Origin of the sequence: Natronolimnobius baerhuensis, assembly GCF_002177135.1 — an archaeon.
In the GTDB taxonomy this organism is placed as follows: domain Archaea; phylum Halobacteriota; class Halobacteria; order Halobacteriales; family Natrialbaceae; genus Natronolimnobius; species Natronolimnobius baerhuensis.
This window is the reverse complement of sequence record NZ_MWPH01000002.1, coordinates 72,529-97,577: the sequence shown is the minus strand read 5'-3', so window position 1 is coordinate 97,577 and position 25,049 is coordinate 72,529. Positions and strand designations below refer to the sequence as shown.

Genomic DNA, 25,049 nt, shown 5'->3' with positions numbered 1-25,049 from the left:
TTACCCTGTGTTGGTCGCTGGCGTTCCGGCAGCCATCTGTGGCTGTGCGAGCGATTCGATCTGGCGGACGACGAACGCCGTGACGTCGAGGCGTTCCTCGAGCAATCGTTCGCGTCGGTCGCGCCACTCATCAGCGGGTTGCTTGACGACCGAAACGGCTCGTTCGAGGCCACGAACGTGGCGATTTTCGCCGTTGTACTCGAACAGCAGGCCGTACTCCGCCTCGAGTTCCCGCGTGTATCCGAGCGAGAGCGGGTTCACGTAGACTGCTGGCGTGCCAAGAACGGCAGCCTCCGCCGCAGTCGTTGCCCCCTCGCTCAGGACGACGTCGGCTTCGGCGAGTAGGTCGTGCATCCGGTCTGGGGCCGTCGAGAACTGGTACGCCTCGAGTGCGGCCGGTGGCTCGCCTTCCGCAGAGAGCAACACCTCGAGTCCGACTTCCTCGAGTCGGTCGACGAGTTCCTGTGGGTCGTCGAACCCGCCGTGACCGACGTCGTGAGACGCCTTCCAACTGCTGAGACGGACGACGGCGAACGAATCGTCCGGCTCGAGTCCGACTGACTCGCGGATCGACGACTCGGGCTCGAAGCGGTCCGGGTGAAGGTAGGCGAGTTCGTGGTAGCCCGGATACGTCACCTGTTTCGACCCGATCTCCTCGCGGTAGCACTCGGGCGTGCAGATCACGTCTGCGAACGGGTAGCCAAGCGCCGTGATGAGCGTCGCGTGCTCAGTGTCGTAGAAGACGATGCTTTGGGCCCGCAGTATGGAGGAGACGTGGGCCGCGGCGACGCCGCCGATTGCCGTAATCACGTCCGGATCGATCCGACGTGCTCGCCGCAACAGTCGCGCCTCGTAGGTGGCCTGGACTGTTGCCAGCGAGACCAGCGAGCCGGATTCGCCGGCCAGCACCTCGTGGTCGATGTCGTAGGCCTCGAGGAGATCGATTGCCACGTCGTTCTCTCGAGCGAAGACGTGGACCTCGTGGCCGCGTGCCGTTAACTCCGTAATCGGGTGCCGAAAGAAGTGGACGTGCCCGGGGTGTTGGATCGTGACGATAATACGCATTACACGTCACCTCCGTCGCCGTTTCGTCCAGTCGCTCGAGCCAGCGGCTCCTCTCGATAAGTGCGTGTTGCACTCGAGCTTGGGTCCGCCGTCGGGACAGCCCGGATCGATGGCGTCGCTCGTTGGCATCCGCCACAGTTCGACCTCGGCTGCATCAGTTTCGGCACCCACATCGGTTCACAACCTCCGATAGACGAACCCGGCGTCTGCTGCAGTTGCTTCCTCGAACGTGCCAGTCACGTCGATGAGTGCCGGACAGTCCTCGAGTTCGGCAGCGACGACCTCGAGATCGAGCTGTTCGAACTCGGCATGGGGCGTCGCCAGCAGAACCGCATCGATGCCCTCGAAGGACAGCGACTCCTGGGTCTCGAGGCTGAACGCGTCTTGGACCGCGTCGGTGTCAGCGAAGGGGTCGAATCCCTCGACATCGACGCTGTACTCCGCGAGTTCGTCGACGACATCAGCGACTTTCGAACTTCGAATGTCGCCAACGCCCGGTTTGTACGACAGGCCAAGAACCAGTACGCGACTGTCTCGAAGCGTCTTGTGGCAGTCGTTGAGTGCCTTGATCGTCAGGTCTGCGATGTGTTCGGGGACGGATTCGTTGACCGCCCGACCCGTTTTCACGAGATCGGGTTCGAACCCTTCGCGGGCCGAGCGATGGGCCAGGAAGTACGGATCCACCGGAATACAGTGGCCGCCGACCAGCCCGGGCCGGTAGTCGTGAAAGTTCCACTTCGTGCCCGCGGCCTCGAGTACCGCGTGTGCGTCGACGTCCATTCGCTCGAGGGCCATCGAGAGTTCGTTGACGAACGCGATATTTACGTCACGCTGGGCGTTCTCGACGACCTTACTGGCTTCTGCAACCGAAATCGACGGCGCACGGTGGACGCCCGCGTCGACGACCGATTCGTACAGCGTCGCCACGTCCTCGAGCACCTTCTCGTTCTGGCCACTGACGACTTTGATGACGTCTGCGAGGCCGTGCTCGGGATCGCCCGGTGTCGCCCGCTCGGGCGAGTAGCCAACGAAGAAGTCCTCGCCTGCGGTCAGGTCGGAGGCGTCTTCGAGCGCGGGGACGAGGACCTCCTCGGTCGTTCCCGGGTAGACGGTCGATTCGAGGATGACCGTCGTTCCGGGGTCCATTCTCGAGCCGACGGTTCGACCGGCCTGCTCGACGTAGCTGAGGTCCGGCTGGTCGTCGTCGTCGATTGGCGTTGGGACAGTGATGATGACGTAGTCTCCCTCACTGATCTGGCCTGCATTCGACGTATACGAGATGTCGTCGTCGGAAATGGCCTCACTCGAGAGGTCGCCGGTCGTATCGATGCCCGACTGAAGTTTGTCGACGGTCTCATCGTTAATGTCGAAGCCGATGACGCGGTAGTTCGACTGTGCGAACCCGACCGCAAGCGGGAGTCCAACGTAGCCGAGGCCGACGACGCAGACAGTCGCATCCCGCGCTACTACCTCTCCGGTGTGTTCCAGCGTCGTTCCACCCGTCGTCGAGTCGCGGGCGTTTTGCTCGTGCTCTCCGTCGTCCGCTCGAGGGTCCGTATTGGTGAGTGTCGTGGTCATGGTGAACGTTGCCTGTTGTCTCGTGGCCATCACACGACTGCGTGTGATGGCGAGTGGTCGTCTCGGAACACCCGCATCCGTGGGGCGTGCCGCTGAGTACACCCACTCCATGGGGGCGGTTTACTATAGCGCGAATAAACCGTTGCAGCGGCTACATCGGCGCGAAACAGGCCGCTCGAGTCTCGCTACTGGTAGTTCTCGAGAAAATTCGGAACCGTCCCGCCTCAGTGGTTTAAACCATTGTTAAGCGGACCTGTAGCGCTCTATAATGAAGTACTCTGTTCGCGTCGTCTCTCCTGCGGTCGAGGTTCCCACCACCATCACCACCCTACCCACCACACCTCGACCGCAACAGAACCGCGATCACACATGGCATCAACCGTCCCAACCGGCGCCCGAATCGGACTCACAGCACCCCGTGAGTCGATTCTGGCGACGACTCACCAGTACGACGCACACGCAATCATCACACGCCACACCGATCAACGCAGTGGACCGTTGTCCTGGTTGCACTTGTCTGACCTCACGTCGTCCTGGGAGCTAGCCGTGCTGGCGGTTCTGTTCGTGCTACTCAGCGGACTCATTGTCCTCCGCCTGCTGGCGGTGGCATCGGACCGTGGCTACACGCGTCCGAGCAGTCCGTTGCAGTCCAACTCAGAGACGGACACCGATACCGAATCCGGCGACTCGGCTGAGAGTGTTGAGCAACCACACACACACCGCTCAGAACCAACCGATCATCAGGGGTACGAACACTATCTCTCACCCGAGACGCCGACAGAACTCCTGAGCGATGAAGGCACAGTCGTCACACTGTTAGTCGCAAACCACGGTCGAATCCGTCAACATCAGATCACGGACGAGACTGGATGGTCGAAGTCGAAAGTCAGTCGGATCTGCTCGCAGATGCACGCTGACGGCACAATCGAGAAACGATCAATCGGTCGGGAGAACGTTATCGCGCTGTCCGACACACACCCACCTGCGGATGACTCGGGCGAGCCGACGCAGTCGGACGACCCCGAGAATCCGGTCGCCTAGCCGTTCTATTTTTCAAACTGTCCGATACACCATCCGTGGCGAGCGGTTCCCGCTCGCTCAGCGCAGTTGCCAGAACGTCTTGTCGCCGTCATTCCAGCACGTGAACTCGAAGAGCCAGTGAACCGCCTCGGGGTCAAGTGGTTCGAGACGCGGAGCGTCTCGTCATCACGGAAATCAGAGATTTCCGTACGACCCCGAGGCTTCCCGTGGTTTAGTCGGACACTCCCACGATACCATCGGTCTGATAACCTCGAACGGCGTCGTGGGTCACGGTCGGGGCGTCCACGGCCCCCGATGCCTGCCGTCGCACCTTCCGAACAACGGGAAGGCTGTTGAGAGCAGGCACATTCCAGTCTTGATGCTTCTTGATGCCTTTGACGGCGATGTTGACGCTTGCAACTCGGTCGCTGTGGTCTTGATGGGAACAAGACCGACACTTGAACCGCTTCTTGTTGCGGTTCGCACGCTCTGTATGCCCGCACATCGGACACCTCTGACTCGTGTACTCGGGGTTAATCCACGCAGTCGGAATCCCCTTGAACGACGCTTTGTACGACGTATAGAACTGAAGGGCGCGGAACGGGAGGTGGTGCAAGCGTCGGTTCATCCGCGTGCCGTAGTCGATACTGTCGCGCATCTCTTTGAGGTCTTCAAAGACGATGCACGGTTTCTCGAACTGCTGGCTCCACTCCACGATGTGTCGAGACACCTTGTGGAGTCGGTCACGGACGAACCGTTCCTCGCGCCCTTCAAGCGTGTCGTGGATGCTGTCCTTTCCCGCGTTCTGCACGCGCTTTCGCATCGTGAAGTAGCGATGACGCTCGAACTTGATTTCGGGGAAGTCAATAACCAGCGTGTCCTCGACGCCATCCTCGGAGAGCGCGGTGAGAGCCACGTTATCCTCGTTCACGTCCACACCGACGACCGTTCGTGAATCCTGCTTGTCTCGGACGGTCTGCTTGGTGTTGGTGACGTTGACGTGTAATTCGGCGTTCTCGTTGTGGAACAGGGCTTCTGCTGTCCCAATCTTCCACTCGTCGCTCGTGAGCGCGGTCTTGAGAATGTCGAGGTGGGCGTCGTCGCCTTCGAGAACGCCCTTGACGTGCTTGTACGGCTTCGCGCTGATGCGGAACGTCACGTCACCGTCGTCGGTGAGCGACAAGTTGTAGCCTTCCTCGTAGTTGGCTCGGAGCGGGTATGCGCCGTCCTTGGTGTGACTCGGTTGGGCGAAGTCGTCGTACTCGTAGTAGTTCTCCATCGCACCAAGAGCCTTGGCGACGACGCGCTGTGTCGTGTTTTTCACGAGGTTGGCGTCGTCGGCCACACGGTCGGGAATCATGTCCCAGTCCACGCCTTGTTTGGCGAGGCGGATGGTTTCATTATATACTGAGCGCGATTCAAGGGTGGCGTCGTACAGCAGGCTCTCGTTGTCACTCTGAATGTCGAGTTGGAAGTCCAGCGTCTTGACGAGAACCTGTTCGTTGGTCATTCTTGGTCGTTGGGTTGGACGTGACGGTAGTGGAGGAGGAGCGTGCGGAGTACGCTGTCGAAACTCGTGTGCCCCTCCTCGTCCTTGAGTTCGTCAAGGTCGTCGTACACGGCGTCGGATACCTTGAGTTGCTTCGTCATGTCTACCCCTTGTTCTCCCACGCTTAAAAGTCTACTGGTGGTAGTCTATGAGTCTTCCCAAAGAATACTTCTGATTGGTCGTTGTATTGGTAGGTATGGGTGAGAAGCGGTCGAACCACACGGTGTACAACGTCAACTACCACTTCGTGTGGTGTCCAAATACCGCCACGCGATTCTCGAACCAATCGAGGACTCGCTGGAAGCGAGTTTCCGCAATGTGTGCGACGAGTACGACTACAAGATACTGGCGTCGTCCGAAAATCGGAGATTTTCGGGATCACGAGAGACATCGTCTCTCGAACGACTCCACATCTCACCCGACCACATACACCTGTTTCTGTCAGCACATCCGAAACACGCACCGAGCGAAATCGTGCGAACAGTCAAGAGCATCACGGCGCGGGAGATGTGGGAACAGCACGAACCGCTCTTGGAGGAGTATCTATGGGGCGGTGGATTTTGGGAGGAATCGTACTACGTCGGGACAGCAGGAGATGTTTCGACCGACACGATTGAGCAGTATATCGAGCGAACGGAACACGTTTAACGGGGCTTACGGCCTTCACCCTCGGGGTCAAGTGGTTCGAGACGCGAAGCGTCTCGTCATCACGGAAGACAAGGTCTTCCGTACGACCCCGAGGCACTCGGCCTGTTCCGCCTGTAGAAGGGGCTGGCATCCGCTGGCACTTCGTAGGCAACCTCGCCAGCACGCGTTTCCCCATCGACCAGCGGCTCTGTCTCATCGAGCGGCCGGGAGAGTTCCGAACTCGCCCCGAAGTCCTCCTGATAACTGTATCCCTCGCCGTCCTTGATGAGCATCTGTAGCATCGTCGAAATGCGCTGTTCCTCGCCGCTCTCGTTTGTGATCTCGAGGTCGAGAATCGCATACTCGTGTCCGTCGTCGGGCTGGGCAAACATCCCCAGTTCGGATTCGTACTCGACGTCACGCACCGCAACCTGTACGTCGCCGTACTCGACCGTCTCGCCGACATCGTATACGTCGACGCCGAGGTCCTGCTCGAGTATGTAGACGTCCGCCTCGCTCTCGAGGTCGATATGTGCGCGATCAACGCCACCGAAGAGGCTGACATCGAAGTTGAACCAAAGCTCGAGGCCGCCAGCGTTATCGGGCACTTCGAAGGCGAGTATTCCGCGCTCGACCTCACCAGGGGCGAACTGGCCGTCATTGAATGTGTTCCCTCCGCCGGTCGCAATTGTCTGGTCGTAGGAGTAGTCCTCGTCATCGCGTACGCTCGTCTGGAGCAGGTTCGATACCGAGAGGAATTCGTCGGAAACGTTTTTCATCGCGAGATCGACGACGACGAACTCGCTGCCGGCGTCGGCGTCCTGGAACTCGCCGAGTACTGTCGTTCGTTCGACGCCTTCGACAACGAGGTGCATCTGATCGCCCTCTACCAGTTCGCCGATGACGGCGTCAACGTCTTCGCCATCGGCGTCGGCGTCATCTGTTTCGTCCGCATCGGTTTCGTCAGCACTGTCGTCATTCCCGCCGTCGCTTCCATTTCCGCTCTCATCTCCCCCATCGTCGACAGCCGCTGGTTCGTCGTCTTCGCTCCCTGCACACCCAGCCAGCACAGCTGAGAACGCAACCCCACTTCCGAGCAGTACCGTTCGTCGGTCCATGCCTGTTTGTCACTCCCTCACACAGTATATCTGTTTTTGATGTGCTCAGGAACTACTTTTCTGGATGTATTGAACGTTCTGCGGCCTGAGAGTTTTACCCTCTCTGCTGGCGTCTTTCTACACTCGAGACACACAACTCGTCAATCGATGACCGTTTCGCTGAGCGCAACATCCGTCTTCCCCCTCTCAGCAGGCACAGACTGCGTGGTTGCACTCGAGACTGGAGCGATTTTCAGTCGTCACTCTCAGTCATCTCCCCTCTCGAGTCGCACGTTCTGGCTCGAGGATTGAACTGAGTACTGCGGGGTGTCTCTCGAATCCCTGAGCGGACAGAATCGACGCCAATGCCGGTTTTCAACGGCGAAACAAGGGGGAGGGATCGACTCAGGACCGGTCATGTTCGGCCGCTCACTGACGATTTCGTGTGCTAATTGCTGGTGGTCTCTCATAGGTGCCGCCAGACCAGTCTCACACGTCTCGCCAGTCTCTTCCGTCGCCATCCGTAGACTCGTCGTCACCCTTACCTACTCGAGACTTGCACGCGCTGAAACCGTCTTTTGCGGTCGGTAGCAGCGGGCTTATCAGTCATATAGTAATGGGCGCTGTCGCCCTCGCTGACGATAGCGACCCGCCCGTCTCGGATACGACGGTTGCGGGCAGGTGACAGCAATGACACGACCTAGTACCCCCCGCTGGACATCGATCTCGAACCGAGCCGGTACGACCACTGCAACCGTCTCCCGAACAGAGGTGACCGGCTAATGTGTGGCATCATCGCCCGCATCGGTCACGGTGACGCCGCGGAGACGCTGCTGTCGGGACTGGAGAACCTCGAGTACCGTGGCTATGACTCGGCGGGAATCGCCGTCCAGAACGGCTCTGGCGTCAAAGTCCACAAGTGTTCGGGCGAGGTCGACGACCTCAAGTCCTCGCTCGAGCGCCAGCCCCACGGCAATATGGGGATCGGCCACACGCGATGGAGTACGCACGGTCCACCAACCGACGAAAACGCACACCCGCATACGGATACCGCAGGCGACGTTGCCGTCGTCCACAACGGTGTCATCGACAACTACGACGAACTCAGAACCCAGTTACAAGCACAGGGCCACGAGTTCAACAGCGACACTGACACCGAGGTCATCCCACACCTCATCGACGAGTATCGTCAGGAGACCGACGACACCGAGCAGGCGGTCCGCAAGGCCGTCGAGACGCTCGAGGGAAGCTACGCTATCGCCGCCATCGTCGACGGCGAAGAGCGTGTCTACGCGGCACGCAAGGGCTCGCCGCTCGTGCTCGGACTCGACGACGAGGAGTGGTTCCTCGCCAGCGACGTCCCAGCCTTCCTCGATCATACGGACCAGGTGATCTACCTCGAGGACGGCGATATCGTTGTCCTCGAGCCTGACAACTACCGAATTACCAACCTCGAAGGCGAGCCACTCGAGCGCTCAGTTGACACCGTCGACTGGGACCCGGAAGACGCCGGGAAGGGCGAGTACGACCACTACATGGAAAAGGAGATTCACTCCCAGCCGACGTCGCTCGCAAACACTATCGAGGGTCGTGTCGAGGACGGCACGGTCTCGTTCGACAGCCTCGAGCCGGGGACGTTCGAGAACGTCGACGCCGTCCAGTTCGTCGCCTGCGGGACCTCCTACCACGCGGCGATGTACGCCGGCCAACTGCTGCGGGCCGCGGGACTCCCAACCGACGTCATTCGTGCGAGCGAGTACGAGACAGCGGCAGGCCCGGTCGACGAGGGAACCCTCGTCGTCGCAGTCACCCAGAGTGGCGAGACTGCAGACACGCTCGATGCCGTTCGAACGGCAGCCGGCCACGGCGCACAGACGCTTGCCGTCACGAACGTCGTCGGCTCGACCGCTGCCCGCGAGGCCGACAACGCACTGTACATCCGCGCCGGCCCGGAGGTCGGCGTCGCCGCGACGAAGACCTACTCCTCACAGGCCGTCACGCTGACCCTGTTGACCCAGCGACTCGCAGCGGACGTCCCCGAGGCAACCCCCGCCGAGGATCGCGAGGACCTCCTCGAGACGCTTCAGGACCTCCCCCAGCACGTCGACACCGTCCTCGAGACGTCTCGAGCGAGAGTACTCGCTCGGGAGTTCATGAATAGCACCTCCTATTTCTTCATCGGGAACGGCTTCGGGCACTCGGTCGCCCTCGAGGGGGCGCTGAAGTTCAAGGAGATCACCTACGAGCACGCCGAAGGCTTCGCCTCGGGCGAACTCAAACACGGCCCGCTCGCGCTCGTGACCGACAAGTCGCCCCTGTTTGCGGTCTACACCGACGGCTCCGACGACAAGACGAAGACCAACGCAATCGAGGCTCAGTCTCGAGGCGCACCTATCGTCGCCGTCGGACCGGCGGATCATCCGCTCGTCGACGTCGCCGACGCGCATCTGTCGGTTCCCGACACCCACCCTGTCTGGGCGGGCCTGCTCGCGAACGTCCAGTTGCAACTCGTGTCGTATCACGCGGCGACGCTACTCGAGCGCTCGATTGACAAGCCACGGAATCTCGCAAAGAGTGTCACTGTCGAGTGAGTGGATAGTTTCTTATGTTGTATACATATTTTATGTATTAGTCATTGACGAAAGTGGGTTATCTGGCAATGTATCGGAGAAACATGGATACGGACAATTTTGGACCGGTCCTCGGGAAACTCTTTGCTGCCTCTGTGTTTGCGTTCGTTCTGTCACAAATTATAATTATTTTACTAAGTTTGTTATTCCCAGATGAAGCGGACGAATTAACGACAACTGATCTCCCAGTGTTGTTGCTCATCGGTTCGTATCTTGGGGCTGGGTTGTCGTTACTCTGTTACAGTGGCTGGTCGTTCTGGCAGGTTCGGCAGATGCGTAAAGAACACTCCGGGGGAGGACACAGCAACCCACTTAAAAGCGCGATCTATATACTCTGGATTCTGTCCACCAATAGTAACGACCTCACGGCGTACGAAACGCGGTTAAAACGAGCCATATTGACGGGATTTTTGGTATTCCTTATGCTGGTCTGGGTCCCGCTGAGTATCGTTACCGGCTTCGCTCGCAGGGTCAGTTGATACAGACCATTGGAAGTCATTTCCGCCGCACCTGCAGGGCAGGTCGCGGGTGCGGCGGTAAAACTATGGGCGTCAGTTCATGTGGCACAGTGGTTCTCACTTGAGAATCAACACACCAAGGAATTCTCTCGACAGAACTCTTATTTGAGTGTCCCCACAACTATCTTCTCATGGCAGAAACAGCTGATCGGCTCCGTCGCTATCTCGAGGACGAACTCGGAGAGTGCCGAAATAAGGATCTTCAGGACCGTCTTGACGAACTCGACGATCTGGAATCAGTGCTTGATGAGAACGTTATTTCGAGAGATGTTCAAACGCTATCTGCACTTGGCAATGAAACACGGTATCGACTCGTACGGCTCCTTGTTGAAGCTGATGATGAACTCTGTGTCTGTGAAATAGCACCACTGGTTGATGTAAGTGATAGTGCTGTGAGCCATGCGCTGTCGACCCTTACTGACGCAGGTCTCGTGACGAAACGCAAAGATGGACGATGGCGGAAGTATCGAGCAACAAGCCGAGCAAGCGCTCTTCTCACTGTTCTCGACGGGTCGCGGTGAGTACATCAGCGTCGATACTTTCCTCACGTCTCTCTGTGACGGAGAAGTTCCCTATCCGATAGATCGATAGACACATTTATATTTGAGCAATTAATCAAACGATGTGTGAATCGCTCGATCAACACCGAATCATCACAGACCGCGCGATTGAGTAGTACAAGCAAGCGCCAGCGCGACGGACCGAGTCATACGGGTGCGTTTGGAACGCGAACCGGTGATTCAGACCTCGTCTTTCTCGAAGGCATCCTCCCCGAATCCGACGAGGAAGTATTGAACGATCTCTCAATCGAAGAGCAGGCCTCGACTTGCTTCGACAGACTCGAGGCCGTTCTCTCTGCACGAGGACTCGATCTGACGAACGTGATGAAAGTAGAGATGCAACTGACCGATCTCGCCGACCGAGCTGTCATAGACGACGTGTATCAAGACCGGTTTGATGGAACCTATCCACCACGAACGACGATTGGTGTCTGTTCGCTTCCGGGTGATGCGGCTGTGCAGTTCGATGTCATCGCTGCTGAAGAATAATGTGGAGACAAATGAACACGAGCACCCCACCACTGCTGAAATATCACGAAGACGCAGGGATGACTTGGTATTGGGGTGGTGATAACTGATGAGTGGGCTCGAACACGAACACGGGCCCGACTGTGGCTGTCCGGACTGTGGTGATCCGCGGTCGATGGACTTCCTTGATAAGTACCTGACCGTCTGGATCTTCCTTGCAATGGGGCTGGGTGTCGGCCTGGGGTACGTCGCTCCAGGGATCGTCGACCCGATTCAGCAGTACCATCTCGTCGAAATCGGCCTGATTGCGATGATGTACCCACCGCTGGCGAAGGTCAACTACGGCCAGTTGCCACGGGTGTTCAGCGCGTGGCGCGTGCTCAGTCTGAGTCTGATCCAGAACTGGCTCATCGGGCCGACGTTAATGTTCCTGCTTGCAGTTGTTTTCTTCAGCGGCCTTGTGCCACCATTCCCAGCCCACCCCGAGTATTTCCTCGGGTTGATCTTCATCGGCATGGCTCGGTGTATTGCGATGGTACTCGTCTGGAACGACCTCGCTGACGGCTCCTCGGAGTACGCTGCCGGACTGGTCGCGTTCAACAGCGTCTTCCAGATCATCACCTACGGAGTGTACATCTGGTTTTTCGCGCTGTTCCTGCCGCCGCTGCTGGGGATGGACGCACTGGTCGCCGGCATCGGCACATTCGACATCACGGTCACACAGGTATTCTGGGCGATTGCGATCTTCCTCGGCATACCCTTTGCCGGTGGGATCCTGACCCGTCTCGGCGGCGTCCGATCCAAGGGTGAGGAGTGGTACGAAGAACAGTTCGTCCCGAAGATCAGTCCCGTCACGCTGATCGCACTCCTGTTTACCGTCGTCGTGATGTTCGCGACGCAGGGAGAGAACATCCTCGCTCAGCCGACCGATGTCGTCTGGATTGCGGTCCCGCTGACGATTTACTTCGTTATCATGTTCCTCGTGAGCTTCGCGATGGGGCGGGGTATCGGCGCGGACTACTCGACGACGACTGCAATCGGCTTTACCGCGGCGTCAAACAACTTCGAACTCGCGATTGCAGTTGCCGTCGCCGTCTTCGGCGTCGGTTCCAGTGTCGCCTTCGCCACCGTGGTCGGTCCGCTAATCGAGGTCCCAGTCCTGCTGGCGCTGGTCAACGTGGCCATCTACTTCCAGGAAAAGTTCGACTGGGCTGGGTACGATACCGGCCAACTCGAGAGTACGAAGCCTCCAAGCGAGGACGTGACTCATTCAAAAACAGACGATGACTAACCACTAATGACATTCGACGGCTGTGTTGAATCGCTAGACGGCGTCGGGAAGGTCAGTAAATCAAAGGAGTTGAAGCGGGAGACTTCAGTTGTTCATGACGCAAATTTCCCGCTTCACCGAGCGTTGCGTTTCGATAGCACAAAGCGTTACGGGTGAACGAGGCCACCAACAGCACTTTTAGCCAACGTCACCACTTTTCCAGTGAAGCGGGAAACTTTGGACATAGACCATCCGCCGTTTCCCGCTCCAATTCCCTAGTTGTAACGGATCAACTCGACGCCGTCTAGTGATTCACCAGAGCCAAATATACAGATATGTATACTTCAAACTGATCCACTATTTACTCGTTCATAGTTATTCTAATAGTCACAGTAGGTATCTATTAGATTTAAAAGAAATAGTAGGAACGCTAAAACAGGTGCAATAAAAAACCTCTTCTTATCTGCTAACCATCACTATGATGGCGCCAATGTGGAATAGTATTGGTATAACTTTGTTCCGGTGCTCTGTCTCTATTCCGCTGTGCCCTCGAGCGTTAGCAGGACCGTCTCGTCGTCGCCGTCGAGTTCGATATCGTCCTCGGCGTCGTCGTAGCCGTCAGCGGAGGCGGTGAGTTCGTAGTCACCGTCTGCGAGTTCGAAGACGGCCTCCCCGTCGTCGTTCACGTCAGCCTCGTCGGAGTCGCCGAAGAGTCCGCCTTCGTCGACCTCGACGGTCGCGTTCTCGACTGGCTCGCCATCGTCATCGACGACGACCGTTGTGAGTGTGTTCGCATCGTCTTCGTCTGCATCGCTCTCGTCGTCCTCGTCGCTTGCCTCGAGTGTCAGCACGACGAACTCACCGTCGCCGTCGAGTTCGACCTCGTGCTCGACGTCCTCATAGCCATCAGCGGAGGCAGTGAGTTCATAGTCGCCGTCCGGCAGTTCGAAGGTTGCCTCCCCATCGTCGTCGACCTCGGTTTCGTTGGTCACGCTGTCGTTGTCACTTCCGTCGACTGTGAGGGAGGCATTGTCGAGTGCATCGCCGTCTTCATCCTCAACGAAGGTGGTGAGCGTGTGCGTTTCGTCAACGGATTCGTTTCCGTCTTCGTGGTCGTCCTCGTTCTCGTCGTCGGATTCGTCATCCGACCCGTCTGTGCCGTTATCGTCGCCAGTTCCGTCCTGATCGTCCGCGCCGTTGTCACCGTCATCAGCGCCACTATCGTCATCATCGACGCTCTCGCCGTCGTCATCAGATCCGCTGTCACCATCAGGTTCGTCGTCGCTACCGCTGTCACCATCGGCGTCGTCACCGTTGCTGTCTTCGTCGTCTTCAGATGCTGCCGGTTCGTCGCTTCCCGAATCGCCCCACTCGTCGCTGACGGTACCGACCGCGCCGTTGATGGAGGCACCGCTTGCAGCAAGCGCCAGTCCAGCGACGAGCAGTCCAATACCGGCGAGGACCAGCAGGGCCTGTACGCTGTTCTGGAGTGATCGCGTCTTCGCGTTCGTTCTGCGGGAATGTCGGCTCATAGTGTGTTAGGTTCGATAGCTGTTAGCCGTCGTGACGGTCGTTTGTGGGGCGTCCCGGCGGTTCGAGAACTCGCTCTACCCGGTCGGTCCGGTGATACTGCGGTTGTTGCATTGTGAGAATCGTTTCACTCCCCGGTGGTTCACTATACGGTTGTTAAACCGGTTTTCGAACCGGAACGAGCCGGAGTATGGGTGTGGTGGCCGAGCGAACGTGGCCTTTCTGATCGGCGGCTTCCGCGGTCGTCCCGTCTCGAGTGTCTACTCTCACGTTCTCACCGTACGTCGGCATGTCCGTCGGAACCAACTCTCTCGAGCACTGAGACGGCGTTTAACAGCCGTATAGTAGTGTAGGGGTCGTTCGTGTCATCGCTATGGTCCGCTATACGCTTGCGTTCAAACCGGCGATTGGGCTCTACGGGCAACATGATCCCAGCGCGGTTCTCTTCGAAGACGGAACGCCAGTGTTCGGCATCGAGGAGGAACGGCTGACGAGACAAAAACACGCCCCGGAGACCTTCCCGACGAACGCAATCGCCGCCTGTCTCGAGCATCGCGACCTCGAGTTGGCGGATATCGACCGTATTTTGCTCCCCTACGACCCGACACTTCGCTCGCAAATTCGAGGGCATTACGTGACTGACGCCCTGCGGGCACCGGGTCTGACACGAAAACTCTCGGCACTCGAGCAGACTGCTGTCGACGAACTCACGAGCCGCCTGGCACCGACCAGTCGCGTCGAGCGCCATCTCGAGGAGATCGACACGCCGGTGCCGCCAATCGAGACGCTCTCTCATCATCGCTGTCACGCCGCCAGCGCGTTCCATCCCTCCGGTTTCGAGGACGCACTCGTGTTGACGATTGATGCGAAAGGCGAGTACGACTCGACGGTCGTCTGGCGCGGGAGCGAGGACGGACTCACGCGTATCCACACCCACGAGCATCCGAACAGTCTCGGACTGTTCTACGCGATCATCACGGAGTATCTCGGCTATCGGATGTTCAACGGCGAAGGGAAGGTCATGGGACTCGCACCCTATGGACAGTACAACCCCGAGATCGAACGCACACTTCGAGAGTTCGTCGATGTCGGCCCCGACTACGACGTGACGGACCTGACCAAGCGCTGGGGGACCGGCTACGGCGTCGAGCAACTCGAGGCGGCGTTCGACCGTCCCCGAACGGACTCGCCCGGCGAGTTCGACCAGTGGGAGAAAGACCTCGCGTACACCGCCCAGCGCCTGCTCGAGGAGATCGTCTGCGAACTCGTTCGCGAGTACGTCCCCCAGGTCGGTTCGACCCGTGTCGCGCTCGCCGGTGGTGTCGTGCTCAACTGCAAACTCAACAAGGCCATCCGCGAGCTTCCAATCGTCGACGACACGTTCGTTCAACCCGTCGCACACGATGCTGGCTTGGCGCTCGGTGCTGGCTGGGCAACACAGCGTCCGACCGCAGTCGACCCGCTCGAGTCAGTCTACTTCGGGCCCGAGTACGATGCCGACGAAATCGAACAGCGACTCGAGACGAACAAAATCGCCTATTCGAAACCGGACGACCTCGAGCGCTACGTCGCCGAATGTCTCGCAGCGGGGGCGCTTGTCGGCTGGTTCCAGGGACGGACGGAACTGGGGCCGCGAGCGCTGGGGGCGCGGAGCATCCTCGCCGATCCGCGTACTGCTGCCTCACGCGACCGTGCCAACCGATTCGTCAAACACCGCGAGGAGTGGCGTCCGTTCGCGCCATCGATGCTCGAGGAGGGCGCTGACACGTACCTCGTCGATGGCCAGCCAGCGCCGTTTATGATCGACACGTTCGACGTCCGCCCGGAACGAGCCGAGGACCTCGCTGCCGTGGTGCACCCGGCTGACGGCACGACGCGCCCACAGACTGTTCGCGAGGATCAGCACCCACGCTATCACCGACTGCTCTCCGAATTCGAGGAGCTGACCGGCGTCCCTGTCCTGCTCAACACGTCGTTCAACGACCACGGCGAACCAATCGTCAACACGCCGACCGAGGCCGTCAAGGACTTCTACGGGATGGGGCTCGACGTGCTCGTCCTCGAGGAGTACATTCTCGAGAAAGACACAGTCGAACGGCTCCCAGAGCACGCAGCGGGCGAACCACAGACACTCGTTCCCGGCAACTGAGGAGGTTGTCAGCTCGTCGAACAGTTCTGTCCGCGCTGAACGCGACTGGCAGGACGCGCTACTCGTCCTGCAGCGCCGCGTTGATCGATTGCAGTTCTGCTTTCCGGAAGGACCGCTCGAGCGTTGCTGGATCGACTTTGTCTTCGGCATCGATTCGCTCGAGAATAGTGGCTCGCATCTCTGATTTGGGCGGCAGTTTGTGTGTCTCGATCTCGGCACCCAATGAGGTACAGATTGCAGCGAGCGCTTCTTTGGTGAACCCAGTCGATTCGATCCGTTCGTATCTCCCCACGGCTTTCCGAATCTCGTTTCGGAGTTCAGCCACTGTTTTCGCCATATGCCGCAGACGAGGCGCGTTGTTCTGTAGATTTCGGTCGGATTTGACCGTCGTCCAATTCGACTGCAGCCAGACGCTGGCTGTCGAGCACACGTCCCAACGCTGTTCGACGTGCGGGCGTACTCGTGAGGACAACCGTGATGGCGAGCACTTCGAGTGCTTGAAGTGCGGGTATCAGAACCATGCGGATTACAGAAAGTACAGGCGAAAGCCCACGGCGTCAGCCGTGTGGAGGATGTCAACGGTGAGCCTTACGCTTCAATCTCGAGCGTCCACTCGCCGTCAGCCGCGACGGTGAGCCAGACTGCGCCGCCGGCGCTGTAAGACCGGGAACTGTCGAACTCGCCGACCCGATTGATAAGCTGTTCAGTGTGGCCGTCAGCCCCGTGGCCGTCAACGATGAACTGTCCGGTGCCGTCGTATGTCGCGGTGACGCTAACGTTGCCCTCAGTCCGAAGTGGGCCAACGACTGCAGAGCCACTGCCCGAGGCCGAGGCTGGGAGCCCCTCGAGATCGTCTGCATGCACTGCCGGCTGCTCGAGATCGATCTCCCACGAGTCGTCTGCGTCGACGGCGAGCCGGTACTGTCCTGCGTCGACAGGGACGAGTGACTCACTCGCACCCGATGCTGTGCCCAGTATCTGAATCTCTCGCGCGCTGTCGTCGTCGACCGAAATCAGCTCACACTCGAGGGGCGACCCACTGTCGTGAGTGACAGCCAGTCTGACGACGCCATCCGCGAGATCGAACGTCTCGGACTCGGTCGACCCGTTGCCCTCGAATGTCTGCTGTTCGCCCGCTTCGAGAATGGTCCCCTCGAGATGCTCGGTCTGGTCATCGTCACGGGTGTCAGTGCTGTCCAACCGGCCGTCGAGCACGTCAGAGGGCGTCACCACGTCGAGGCCGCGGTGCTCGAGGTGGTCGAGCAGGTGCTCGAAATCCGCGAGGGACATGCTGTTGCTTCCGGCTTCCTCCTCGACGATCCGGGGAATGCGAAGCACGACGAGTTGCTGGTACTGATCACAGAGGTTGATCGCCCGGCGAACCCCACCGTGGAGGTCTGGTCCCCAGATCACCGGCGTTGCGTAGCGTCCAGTCGGCGGCGCACCGGTTGGAGACGCACCGAACAGGAACGCAGACTCCTGGTGCTCGCGGATGATGGCCTGCGTTTGCTCGTCCAGTCGGTCGCCCGGAACGAACAGGTGGCGCGCACCGTCGTCGAAGCCGAGATCCTCGAGGCTGCCTCGAGCGGTTTCGACGATCTGTTGGGTCCGGTCTTCCGGCAGGGCTGGCAGCGGGCCATCAACGGTCGGATACGAACAGATATCCCAGCCTCGGTCGTTCAATTCGCGCAACTGTTGGGCATCCATACGGCCGCCGTCACCGATGTGACTCGGTTCGACTGGCACTGCAGCACCCCACCCGCGCTCCTCGAGTCGGGGCGCTGCAAGTTCGTAGTGCGAGGGATCGCCGTCGTACAGTGCGAGGATTGCCTTCCCGTTGTCAACGGCGTCGGTTCGACGAAGGTCATCAGCCACGAGTCGCGTCCCGCTGTCGGAGCCAACTGCGATGATGTTTAGTTGACGCACGTTGGAGAGATCCGGCTCGCCGTGTTTCTGGATATACCCGAAATCGAGACGCAACCAGCCGTCGTGATCGTCGGGGACGTCACGAATACTGGTCAGGTGATCGCCACGCTCGGGAGCCATGAACTCGACGTGGACTCGATCCGCGGCGTCTGCCTTGATCGCCATCGAGAGGTCCCAGCCCTCGAGATCGAGTCCACGTGGGAATTCGATCCGCATTGCAGCCGTTTCCTCGTTGCTTTCGACGGCAATTGCCTGCGTTCCCGAGGGTGCATCGGAGACCGTCTCGAGGTCGCCAGTCACTGCCGTCCACGCTGCTGTCGTCTCGAAGTCTGAGACGACCTCGCCAGCCTCGATAGCGGGCCAGGTGTAGTCGCCAGCCGCCGACTCGTCCTCACCGTCCGTGGACGATTCGTTTCCATCGTTGAGTTTGGACTCTGTCCCGGGGGTTGTCTCTCCGTCTCCCTCGCTATCGAATACGTTGAGACAGCCTGCGACCGTGATCGAAGCAGCACTGACAGCACCAACGAGTTGTCGTCTTGAGATATTACGGTCCATACAACCTGCTTCCGGCGCTACGGTCTTTCTAATATGCGCGTTAACTCCGTTTCACTGGCTACACCAGTCTCACTCTTAGCGAAGTTACACACCGTATCCACCCACAATCGCGCGTTCTGCCCGGATTGTCGAGCACTGCTCAGTACTTGTGCTCGGACGGGGCCAGTCCGAGATCGTCGTAAAACGCCTGATCGATACGATTTCGTTGGGCTACCCACCGTTCGAATCCGGCCGCCGCAAAACAGCCCGCGATCCCGACACCGACTACGTCGTACTGGTCGTGCGCCATTCGGTCTGTTCTGTGCGTTCGGTGAGGCACGCAACTTTTGCTTTTGCGGTGGTTCGGACGGTGAGGTAGCCAAATTATCAGTTCAGATGATTTCCTCAATACGTCCCTGACCGTTCTGGATCAATTGAGGTACCAGACCTGCTGGCGTCAGTCAATGTGGCGATCTACTTCCAGCAGCAGTTCGATTGGGGCGGCTACGAAACACGGCAACTCGAGAGTGTGACGCCCGCAAGCGAGGACGTGACTCATTCAAAAACAGACGACAACTGATCCGTGTCCGAATCGACGATCAGACCATTTCGAGGAACGCCCGGAGTTCCTCGGTCGCACGTTCGCGCTCGTCCCAGAAGACACAGTGTCCGGCGTTGTCCACGTGTACGAGTCGCCCGTCTGGGAGAAACGCAGCGATCTCTTGTTCCCGCTCGCGTTCTGCCTCGTTCGCGTCGGCTTTCAGGATAAGCGTCGGTGCCTCGAGATCGCCGTACAGCTCGGTGGGATCGAGCAGTCCGGCCTCGAACACGCGAGCGATTTCGGGCCTGAGTCGGCGTCTCGCTTCGGCCACTCGCCGTGCGAGGTCGGCCTGTCCGCGCTCGGCGAGGTCTCTGAACATTGTCTCGGCCTCAAGGAGGTCTTCGACGCTGTGGTCCTGCCAGTTCGCAATCTGTGCCTCGATACCATCTCCTGGGTCAGTCTCGATTACAGCATCGTTGACCCCCTCGACCATCCAGACGGGGTCCTCGAGGATGACAGCTCGCGGTCGATCTGGTCGGCGAGTCGCGGCTTCCGTGACCGTATCGGCACCCATGGAGTGGCCAAACAGGATCGGGTCTTCAATTGCGAGCGCCTCGAGCAGGCCGAACAGGTCCGCCGCCCGTTCAGATGCGCCGTATTCCTCGTCAGGGGCGTCGGACCGGCCATGGCCTCGAGCGTCATACAGTACGACATCGAACTCGTCCTCGAGTTCACGGGCGAGGTCGAGCCGACAGTACCCGTCATCGGTCAAGCCGTGGGAGATGACGAACGGCGGACCCGACCCGCCGGTGCGGCAATAATGCACCTCGATGCCATTCGTCTCGACGAAACCGCGCTCCCACTGTTCCGGGATCTGTGGTCGTCCACTCATTGGAGTGACCTCGCACCCGGGGCAAAAAAACATCGGGGGTTGTTTGGTTGTGGAGAGACGGCGATTGTAGCGTTTTTAGCTGAATACAGGCGGTAAGCCCCCTTCCTCAAGGAGCAACACAGGCCGGAGGCCGAGTAGCGCAGTAGGGAGGGGATACACCGTCCCCAGAAATCGAAGATTTCTGGTGTGCGAACGAATCGCGGAGCGATTCGTCCCCGCTGTCATCGTCTCTCATACACTGCTCTCTATCACTACTCCACACCCCACGCACCGACACATTTATGTTGAAACAATGTATAAATACAGGTGATGGATAGACACGAAATCGAAGGCCACGAAGTCATCGAAGGCGAGGTGAAAGCCACCGGAAACGGCGCACACGTCCTCGTTCCGAAACAGTGGCGTGGCGCAGACGTGAAAATCGTCCGAACGTCTGACCCCGACGAATAGCTACTCCCAATGCACTACGCCTATAGGTTCCGACTCAATCCCACGCCCGAACAGCGTGAGCAACTGGATTACCACCGTGACACCTGTAGGCAACTCTACAACCACGCACTCAACGAATTTGAGCAAATCCCAGACTCGGCGGGGACACTCAACCAACGAGTGCGGCAGGTTCGGGATCAACTCACCGACCTCAAAGAGTGGTGGAATGAGCTGAACGATCTGTACTCGACAGTTGCACAGGCAGCTGTCATGCGAGTTGAGGACAGTATCAAAGCTCTCTCCGAACTGAAAGAGCGGGGCTACAACGTCGGTAGTCTCAACTGGAAAGCCCCACAGGACTTCCGTAGTTTCACTTACGTACAGTCTGGTTTCGAGTTCGATAGTAAGAACGGCCAGCCTGTACTGTCACTGTCGAAACTCGCGGATATTCCAATCGTGAACCACCGAGAGATCCCCGACGACGTGACGATCAAAGAGGTCACGATCAAGAAAGAGCCGACTGGTGAGTGGTTCGCCTCATTCGCTGTCGACGGCAAACAGACACCGGAGAAACCAACCGACTCCGAGCGATGTGTTGGGATCGACGTTGGGATACTCAAATACGCCCACGATACCGATGGAACTGCTGTCGGGTCGCTTGACCTGTCCGACGAATGCGAACGGTTGGAACGCGCCCAGCGCGACCTCTCACGGAAAGAACATAGGTCGAACAACTGGGAGAAACAACGGAAAGTCGTTGCCCAACGCCATGCCGATCTAAAACGGAAGCGACGTGATTTCTTGCACAAGCTGTCGAACTACTACGCCACCGAGTACGACTTGGTGGCCGTCGAGGACTTGGACGCGAAAGGGTTGGTTGAACTACCGGGCAACTCTCGAAACCGAGCGTCGGCGGCGTGGGGGACGTTCAAGCGGATGCTCGAATACAAATGCGACCGTGAAGGCACGCACTTTGTGGCGGTCGACCCGAAAGACACGACCAAAGAGTGTGCGTCCTGTGGCGTGAAAACCGAGAAACCGCTGTGGGTTCGTGAACACTCTTGTCCTTCCTGCGGGTTTGAAGCGGATCGGGACGCGAACGCAGCGATCAATATCCTTTCTCGCGGATACGACCAGCTAGGAGTGGGATACTCCGAAGAAACGCCTGTGGAGACTGCGCTCCCTGTGGATACATCCGTGTCTGCAAAGCGCGTCGTGGAAGCAGGAAGCCCCATCACCAGAAGTCAAAGACTTCTGGTTAGCAGTCAGAACTCGAAGAGTTCTGACGACACCCTCAAGGAGCGAACGGCGTCAGCCGTGAGCGAGTAGGGTGGGGTAGTTCACGACTCGTAGACGAAGCGTTCGATCACCGCATCCGTCTCGCAGGTGGTTCCGTGTCCGGTCGCGTAGGGACCGATGAAGACGCCCGTAAACCCGGTGGCGACCTCCGTCGAGAGGTACCGGGTCGCCGCCGAAGCGAGTTCGTCGCCGTCGACGCGAAAGCGGTATTCGTCGGTGTCGGCCACCACAGCCAGGTCGGTCGATGCCCCAACCGGAGTGCGTCCGACGACGTCGGTTGCGTCTCCGATACGGAGGCGGACGATGGCTTCCCGCTGCCCGTTCCGACGGGTTACCCCGAGTTGATAGTGGTGGCGTTCGTTGGCGACCACCGCGAGGCCGGCTTCGTCGCCGTTGGCCGGATCGAAAGATAGTGACATTTCAGCCTGGCAGTCGAAGGCAGTCTGGCGACGGCCGACGAAGGTCGAACCGGGCTCGTTGAGTGTCTCGGGACCGCCGTGGAGTTGGAGTCCGTCGGACGTCGGCCGATAGCGGTCGTGGTCGGGGTTGCGGCGGAACTGCCACTCGACCCCCAATCCGTCCGCGAACGTGGTTTCGGTGCGCTCGAGCGTGTTCGGTTTTGCCTGGCGTTCGCCGGGGAGTGGCGCCTCCATTTCGGCCTCAAGCGGCTCACCGTCGTTGACCACCGGCCAGCCATCCTCCCACGAGATGGGGGCGAGGAACGTCTCTCGACCGAGGTGGTGGTATCTCGGCCACGGTCCACGCTGGCGGATGCCGAGACAGACGAGCCACCACTGCCCGTTGTTGTCCACGACGATGTCGGCGTGACCGACTGCACGGATATCCGCTCGTGGACGTCCCCAGTGTGTCAGGATGGGGTTGTCTGGACACTCCTCGTACGGACCAGTCGGATCGTCGGCACGCGCTGCGACGACCATGTGGCCTGCGTGAGTCCCCCCTTCGGCCAGAAGCAGGTGATACGTTCCATCCCGTTCGATGATGTGTGGTGCCTCGACGTACGGATCACGGAAGCCCGTCCAGATCGTCTGTGGGTCGCCGAGTTCGCCGGTTTCGACGTCGAGTTCGGCCTGTCGGATCGGATTCTCGGGATCTTCGTCGTGATACGTGAAATAGCAGGTGCCGTCGTCGAAGAAGAGGTCGGGGTCGAACCCCGGTGCGTCCACCCACGTCGGGTCGGACCACTCGCCCGCCGGATCCTCGGCGGTGACGAAGAAGTTGCCGTCGCCGCCGACGTTCGTCGTGACGAGGTAGAACGTCCCGTCGTGGTGACGGAGTGTGGGTGCGAAGATGCCGCCGGACGCACCGATGTCTCGGACGTCGAGTTGGGACTTGCGAGTGAGTGCGTGACCGATGGGTTCCCAGTCAGCGAGGTTCTCGCTTCGATAGAGCGCCACTCCGGGGAAGTACTCGAAGGTACTCGTGGCGAGGTAGAAGGTCCCATCGACTTGGCAGAGAGAGGGATCTGGATGAAATCCTGGCAGTATGGGGTTCTCGTAGCGCATAGGCATCTCTTTTCGTAACAGATGTTTATTCTACCGTTCTGAGGAAGGTGATTGTTGATGGCGAGAGCAGCGGTTAGATCGACTCTGTCTTGCTGGCTACGAGTAGCCACTTGCCGTCTACACTCACCGACTTCCTGTTGACGGTTTCCCTCGAGATTGCGGTGGACGAGATACTGCTGACAGCCGGTGAGTGCGACGGAGTGGTGTCTTCAGCACTCATTTCGGCCGATTAGGCTGCCAAAAGACGACTCGTACTGCCGTTCCTCCGATACTGTGTACCAGTCAGGCGGAATAGTATTTCGATAGCTCAGCCGTCTCCGTGGACAGCAGACCGTTATACGCATCGGACTCGTGTTCGACTGATACTCGAGTGATGACCAGAGAGTGACATCAGTAGCCGTCAGTGATTTCTGTGGATTATCCGTCAGACCGAGCGAAGTAGGGTCAGGGAACGTGGCCGCCACAGCCACACTGGTCGATATACTCCCACTCGAGCGCCCGGTCGTGCTCGAGTTGGGAGCGGATCAGAGACGGGTCGATGTCTCGCTCGGTAGTGATTTCGAACTGGTCACCGGGATCAGCTGCTGTGAACGGCTCGGAGAGGTGCGTGTGATACTCGTCGGTTGGATGGTCTCGGAGATCAATGTTGGTCGTCATCGATGTCAGTGTCATGAGTACGGAAACAGGAATGATAGTCCCCTCTGCTGAAGCGATTCGGCCAGTACGACTCCGTTAGTTGTGTACATCCACCCACAAATGAGTCTCAGCTGGTGCATTCTCTATCGATGGTGCTGGTGGGACTTCGTTCTGGTAGACTAACCAAACAATTCGGATATCAGTACCAATTATCGTTGGCTCAAGATCGTATTGGAATCGTTCCGTCTCATCGTGTGATAGTTGTATTTCAAATCGATCAATCTCCCGTTGTTCTTCAGTGATCATCTCGTTTCCATTGGTTCCGATGTCTTGCTCGAGGACAACGACAGTATAGTTGACCGGCCGATATTCGTGGTTATCGATGCCAACAATGAGCTCTTGACTCTCACCGTGTTCAAACTCCGTCGGATAGTCGTCTGCGATCTGTTCGCCGTCATCGTCTTCAGTCAAAAGATACACTGCTGAGAATTGCTCGTCGTGAGTCGTCGAGATCACGGCGTAACCGACACTGCTTGCAGCCACCACAATGGCGATGACGACTAGGACGTTTAGTGCGGCGTCAGCACGTGTCGCTGGTTCGACGAACTCCGTCCGAACTGCCGCGTACCAGTTCCGATACGGGACCTGTAACCGCTTCTCTGGTTCGAGGTTCCACCTTCGGATGAGAGCAATTACCAACAGTGCGAGTGTAATTCCACTAATAGCGACCATAGAGGGAATCAGTCGGAGTCCCCAGGGGGTGGCGTTCAGAACGAATCCGACAAGTGGCACAATCGAAACACTTAGCGTAATCGAAAGAACCACTCGCTCGAGTCCACTGATCCGTGACCGCGCTGAATCGACGGCGGCTTGCTCGTGTGCGATCTCGGTGCGTTCAGAGTTGCCTTCAGTCGGACCGGTGCCACGTTCAGGAAACAGCGCCGCAACAAACGTGTATCCCGGGACAAACAGCGCGAACGTGAGACCCAGCGGAACGAGGACCCACGTGCTGCTGACTACCGGGGTGAGGACCACCAGATTGATCGCAATACCGACCACGACGATGGCAGCTAGATCGATCGGAAATGTCTGAATCGGTCGAAAGAGACGCGTTCGTATCCGATCAGAGTCCACCATCTTCCCATGGTACTCGGTAAAGCGGCAAAAAGCTAGCCGGTATAATTATCAATTGTGGATGGCCTCCCGTA

Annotated in this window: 22 protein-coding genes and 2 pseudogenes; 10 read left to right on the top strand and 14 right to left on the bottom strand. The window is 58.8% G+C overall.

Annotation, left to right across the window (positions count from 1 at the left end; genetic code table 11):
• Genes B2G88_RS06665 through B2G88_RS06660 form a run of 3 tightly spaced genes read right to left on the bottom strand, consistent with a single transcriptional unit; the run spans window position 1 to window position 2,643 of the window.
• Complete coding sequence (locus B2G88_RS06665; protein ID WP_087714352.1) at window positions 1-1,065, bottom strand: DUF354 domain-containing protein; 1,065 nt, start codon at window positions 1,063-1,065, stop codon at window positions 1-3.
• A gap of 6 nt (window positions 1,066-1,071) precedes the next feature.
• Window positions 1,072-1,236, bottom strand: coding sequence for a hypothetical protein (locus B2G88_RS19500; RefSeq protein ID WP_176393194.1), 165 nt, complete (start codon window positions 1,234-1,236; stop codon window positions 1,072-1,074).
• 6 nt (window positions 1,237-1,242) lie between these two features.
• Window positions 1,243-2,643 carry a nucleotide sugar dehydrogenase gene (locus tag B2G88_RS06660; protein ID WP_087714927.1) on the bottom strand — a complete coding sequence of 467 codons (1,401 nt, stop codon included), beginning with the start codon at window positions 2,641-2,643 and terminating at the stop codon, window positions 1,243-1,245.
• A 369-nt stretch (window positions 2,644-3,012) separates the two neighbouring features.
• Here B2G88_RS06660 and B2G88_RS06655 point away from each other — a divergent pair, with 369 nt between their 5' ends.
• Complete coding sequence (locus tag B2G88_RS06655) at window positions 3,013-3,684, top strand: helix-turn-helix transcriptional regulator (RefSeq protein WP_245835325.1); 672 nt, start codon at window positions 3,013-3,015, stop codon at window positions 3,682-3,684.
• A 211-nt stretch (window positions 3,685-3,895) separates the two neighbouring features.
• Here the strand turns inward: B2G88_RS06655 and B2G88_RS06650 are convergent, their stop codons facing one another.
• Both B2G88_RS06650 and B2G88_RS19495 read right to left on the bottom strand, forming a co-directional pair.
• The gene (locus B2G88_RS06650; protein WP_087714351.1) at window positions 3,896-5,173 is read right to left on the bottom strand and encodes an RNA-guided endonuclease InsQ/TnpB family protein; all 1,278 of its coding nucleotides are present in this window, start codon (window positions 5,171-5,173) and stop codon (window positions 3,896-3,898) included.
• Window positions 5,170-5,313, bottom strand: coding sequence for a hypothetical protein (locus B2G88_RS19495; protein WP_021074811.1), 144 nt, complete (start codon window positions 5,311-5,313; stop codon window positions 5,170-5,172). The genes B2G88_RS06650 and B2G88_RS19495 overlap by 4 nt, the downstream gene beginning before the upstream one ends.
• Window positions 5,314-5,408: 95 nt before the next feature.
• Here B2G88_RS19495 and tnpA point away from each other — a divergent pair.
• A pseudogene (tnpA, locus tag B2G88_RS06645) lies at window positions 5,409-5,860 on the top strand (IS200/IS605 family transposase).
• A 59-nt stretch (window positions 5,861-5,919) separates the two neighbouring features.
• Here the strand turns inward: tnpA and B2G88_RS06640 are convergent.
• Window positions 5,920-6,957 (bottom strand): DUF4352 domain-containing protein, encoded by a 1,038-nt coding sequence (locus tag B2G88_RS06640; protein ID WP_087714350.1) that lies wholly within the window; start codon window positions 6,955-6,957, stop codon window positions 5,920-5,922.
• A 761-nt stretch (window positions 6,958-7,718) separates the two neighbouring features.
• Between B2G88_RS06640 and glmS the strand changes: the two genes are divergently transcribed.
• The 4 genes from glmS (at window position 7,719) to arsB (ending at window position 12,403) form a co-directional block, all read left to right on the top strand.
• The gene (gene glmS / locus B2G88_RS06635) at window positions 7,719-9,527 is read left to right on the top strand and encodes a glutamine--fructose-6-phosphate transaminase (isomerizing) (protein ID WP_087714349.1); all 1,809 of its coding nucleotides are present in this window, start codon (window positions 7,719-7,721) and stop codon (window positions 9,525-9,527) included.
• 688 nt (window positions 9,528-10,215) lie between these two features.
• Complete coding sequence (locus tag B2G88_RS06625) at window positions 10,216-10,605, top strand: ArsR/SmtB family transcription factor (protein ID WP_087714347.1); 390 nt, start codon at window positions 10,216-10,218, stop codon at window positions 10,603-10,605.
• Between the two features lie 105 nt (window positions 10,606-10,710).
• Complete coding sequence (locus tag B2G88_RS06620) at window positions 10,711-11,133, top strand: RidA family protein (RefSeq protein ID WP_245835323.1); 423 nt, start codon at window positions 10,711-10,713, stop codon at window positions 11,131-11,133.
• Window positions 11,134-11,221: 88 nt separating this feature from the next.
• The gene (arsB, locus tag B2G88_RS06615; RefSeq protein ID WP_087714345.1) at window positions 11,222-12,403 is read left to right on the top strand and encodes an ACR3 family arsenite efflux transporter; all 1,182 of its coding nucleotides are present in this window, start codon (window positions 11,222-11,224) and stop codon (window positions 12,401-12,403) included.
• A 512-nt stretch (window positions 12,404-12,915) separates the two neighbouring features.
• Here the strand turns inward: arsB and B2G88_RS06610 are convergent.
• Window positions 12,916-13,914 carry a carboxypeptidase-like regulatory domain-containing protein gene (locus B2G88_RS06610; RefSeq protein ID WP_087714344.1) on the bottom strand — a complete coding sequence of 333 codons (999 nt, stop codon included), beginning with the start codon at window positions 13,912-13,914 and terminating at the stop codon, window positions 12,916-12,918.
• A 371-nt stretch (window positions 13,915-14,285) separates the two neighbouring features.
• Between B2G88_RS06610 and B2G88_RS06605 the strand changes: the two genes are divergently transcribed.
• The gene (locus tag B2G88_RS06605; protein ID WP_087714343.1) at window positions 14,286-16,061 is read left to right on the top strand and encodes a carbamoyltransferase family protein; all 1,776 of its coding nucleotides are present in this window, start codon (window positions 14,286-14,288) and stop codon (window positions 16,059-16,061) included.
• 58 nt (window positions 16,062-16,119) lie between these two features.
• On the opposite strand, the gene B2G88_RS06600 is transcribed toward B2G88_RS06605, so the two are convergent.
• Window positions 16,120-16,398: a hypothetical protein gene (locus B2G88_RS06600; protein WP_054862537.1), complete on the bottom strand. Its 279-nt coding sequence runs from the start codon at window positions 16,396-16,398 to the stop codon at window positions 16,120-16,122.
• Window positions 16,399-16,483: 85 nt separating this feature from the next.
• Here B2G88_RS06600 and B2G88_RS06595 point away from each other — a divergent pair.
• Window positions 16,484-16,591: pseudogene (locus B2G88_RS06595) on the top strand (zinc ribbon domain-containing protein); the annotation flags it as partial.
• Between the two features lie 58 nt (window positions 16,592-16,649).
• Here the strand turns inward: B2G88_RS06595 and B2G88_RS06590 are convergent.
• From B2G88_RS06590 to B2G88_RS06585, 3 genes are all read right to left on the bottom strand, one after another.
• The gene (locus B2G88_RS06590; protein ID WP_087714342.1) at window positions 16,650-18,542 is read right to left on the bottom strand and encodes a polysaccharide deacetylase family protein; all 1,893 of its coding nucleotides are present in this window, start codon (window positions 18,540-18,542) and stop codon (window positions 16,650-16,652) included.
• Window positions 18,543-18,681: 139 nt separating this feature from the next.
• Window positions 18,682-18,831: a hypothetical protein gene (locus B2G88_RS19490; protein ID WP_176393193.1), complete on the bottom strand. Its 150-nt coding sequence runs from the start codon at window positions 18,829-18,831 to the stop codon at window positions 18,682-18,684.
• Window positions 18,832-19,120: 289 nt separating this feature from the next.
• Window positions 19,121-19,954, bottom strand: coding sequence for an alpha/beta fold hydrolase (locus B2G88_RS06585; protein WP_054862528.1), 834 nt, complete (start codon window positions 19,952-19,954; stop codon window positions 19,121-19,123).
• 309 nt (window positions 19,955-20,263) lie between these two features.
• On the opposite strand from B2G88_RS06585, the gene B2G88_RS19045 reads away from it, so the two are divergent.
• Window positions 20,264-20,404 carry a DUF2080 family transposase-associated protein gene (locus tag B2G88_RS19045; RefSeq protein ID WP_121600587.1) on the top strand — a complete coding sequence of 47 codons (141 nt, stop codon included), beginning with the start codon at window positions 20,264-20,266 and terminating at the stop codon, window positions 20,402-20,404.
• A gap of 9 nt (window positions 20,405-20,413) precedes the next feature.
• Complete coding sequence (locus tag B2G88_RS06580; RefSeq protein ID WP_087714341.1) at window positions 20,414-21,712, top strand: RNA-guided endonuclease InsQ/TnpB family protein; 1,299 nt, start codon at window positions 20,414-20,416, stop codon at window positions 21,710-21,712.
• 11 nt (window positions 21,713-21,723) lie between these two features.
• On the opposite strand, the gene B2G88_RS06575 is transcribed toward B2G88_RS06580, so the two are convergent.
• From B2G88_RS06575 to B2G88_RS06565, 3 genes are all read right to left on the bottom strand, one after another.
• Window positions 21,724-23,205: a glycoside hydrolase family 43 protein gene (locus B2G88_RS06575; protein WP_087714340.1), complete on the bottom strand. Its 1,482-nt coding sequence runs from the start codon at window positions 23,203-23,205 to the stop codon at window positions 21,724-21,726.
• 444 nt (window positions 23,206-23,649) lie between these two features.
• Window positions 23,650-23,862, bottom strand: coding sequence for a DUF2249 domain-containing protein (locus tag B2G88_RS06570; RefSeq protein WP_176393192.1), 213 nt, complete (start codon window positions 23,860-23,862; stop codon window positions 23,650-23,652).
• A 75-nt stretch (window positions 23,863-23,937) separates the two neighbouring features.
• Window positions 23,938-24,978 carry a DUF1616 domain-containing protein gene (locus B2G88_RS06565; protein ID WP_087714339.1) on the bottom strand — a complete coding sequence of 347 codons (1,041 nt, stop codon included), beginning with the start codon at window positions 24,976-24,978 and terminating at the stop codon, window positions 23,938-23,940.
• Window positions 24,979-25,049: the final 71 nt, after the last annotated feature.

What these genes read in the sequence shown, in the direction of transcription:
- B2G88_RS06600 (WP_054862537.1), bottom strand. Translation starts at nt 16,398, where the DNA reads ATGGCGAAAACAGTGGCTGAACTCCGAAACGAGATTCGGAAAGCCGTG.
- B2G88_RS06655 (WP_245835325.1), top strand. Translation starts at nt 3,013, where the DNA reads ATGGCATCAACCGTCCCAACCGGCGCCCGAATCGGACTCACAGCACCC.
- B2G88_RS06640 (WP_087714350.1), bottom strand. Translation starts at nt 6,957, where the DNA reads ATGGACCGACGAACGGTACTGCTCGGAAGTGGGGTTGCGTTCTCAGCT.
- glmS (WP_087714349.1), top strand. Translation starts at nt 7,719, where the DNA reads ATGTGTGGCATCATCGCCCGCATCGGTCACGGTGACGCCGCGGAGACG.
- B2G88_RS06585 (WP_054862528.1), bottom strand. Translation starts at nt 19,954, where the DNA reads ATGAGTGGACGACCACAGATCCCGGAACAGTGGGAGCGCGGTTTCGTC.
- arsB (WP_087714345.1), top strand. Translation starts at nt 11,222, where the DNA reads ATGAGTGGGCTCGAACACGAACACGGGCCCGACTGTGGCTGTCCGGAC.
- B2G88_RS06650 (WP_087714351.1), bottom strand. Translation starts at nt 5,173, where the DNA reads ATGACCAACGAACAGGTTCTCGTCAAGACGCTGGACTTCCAACTCGAC.
- B2G88_RS06570 (WP_176393192.1), bottom strand. Translation starts at nt 23,862, where the DNA reads ATGACGACCAACATTGATCTCCGAGACCATCCAACCGACGAGTATCAC.
- B2G88_RS06580 (WP_087714341.1), top strand. Translation starts at nt 20,414, where the DNA reads ATGCACTACGCCTATAGGTTCCGACTCAATCCCACGCCCGAACAGCGT.
- B2G88_RS06610 (WP_087714344.1), bottom strand. Translation starts at nt 13,914, where the DNA reads ATGAGCCGACATTCCCGCAGAACGAACGCGAAGACGCGATCACTCCAG.
- B2G88_RS06605 (WP_087714343.1), top strand. Translation starts at nt 14,286, where the DNA reads ATGGTCCGCTATACGCTTGCGTTCAAACCGGCGATTGGGCTCTACGGG.
- B2G88_RS06565 (WP_087714339.1), bottom strand. Translation starts at nt 24,978, where the DNA reads ATGGTGGACTCTGATCGGATACGAACGCGTCTCTTTCGACCGATTCAG.
- B2G88_RS19045 (WP_121600587.1), top strand. Translation starts at nt 20,264, where the DNA reads ATGGATAGACACGAAATCGAAGGCCACGAAGTCATCGAAGGCGAGGTG.
- B2G88_RS19490 (WP_176393193.1), bottom strand. Translation starts at nt 18,831, where the DNA reads ATGGCGCACGACCAGTACGACGTAGTCGGTGTCGGGATCGCGGGCTGT.
- B2G88_RS06575 (WP_087714340.1), bottom strand. Translation starts at nt 23,205, where the DNA reads ATGCGCTACGAGAACCCCATACTGCCAGGATTTCATCCAGATCCCTCT.
- B2G88_RS06660 (WP_087714927.1), bottom strand. Translation starts at nt 2,643, where the DNA reads ATGACCACGACACTCACCAATACGGACCCTCGAGCGGACGACGGAGAG.
- B2G88_RS06590 (WP_087714342.1), bottom strand. Translation starts at nt 18,542, where the DNA reads ATGGACCGTAATATCTCAAGACGACAACTCGTTGGTGCTGTCAGTGCT.
- B2G88_RS19495 (WP_021074811.1), bottom strand. Translation starts at nt 5,313, where the DNA reads ATGACGAAGCAACTCAAGGTATCCGACGCCGTGTACGACGACCTTGAC.
- B2G88_RS06665 (WP_087714352.1), bottom strand. Translation starts at nt 1,065, where the DNA reads ATGCGTATTATCGTCACGATCCAACACCCCGGGCACGTCCACTTCTTT.
- B2G88_RS06625 (WP_087714347.1), top strand. Translation starts at nt 10,216, where the DNA reads ATGGCAGAAACAGCTGATCGGCTCCGTCGCTATCTCGAGGACGAACTC.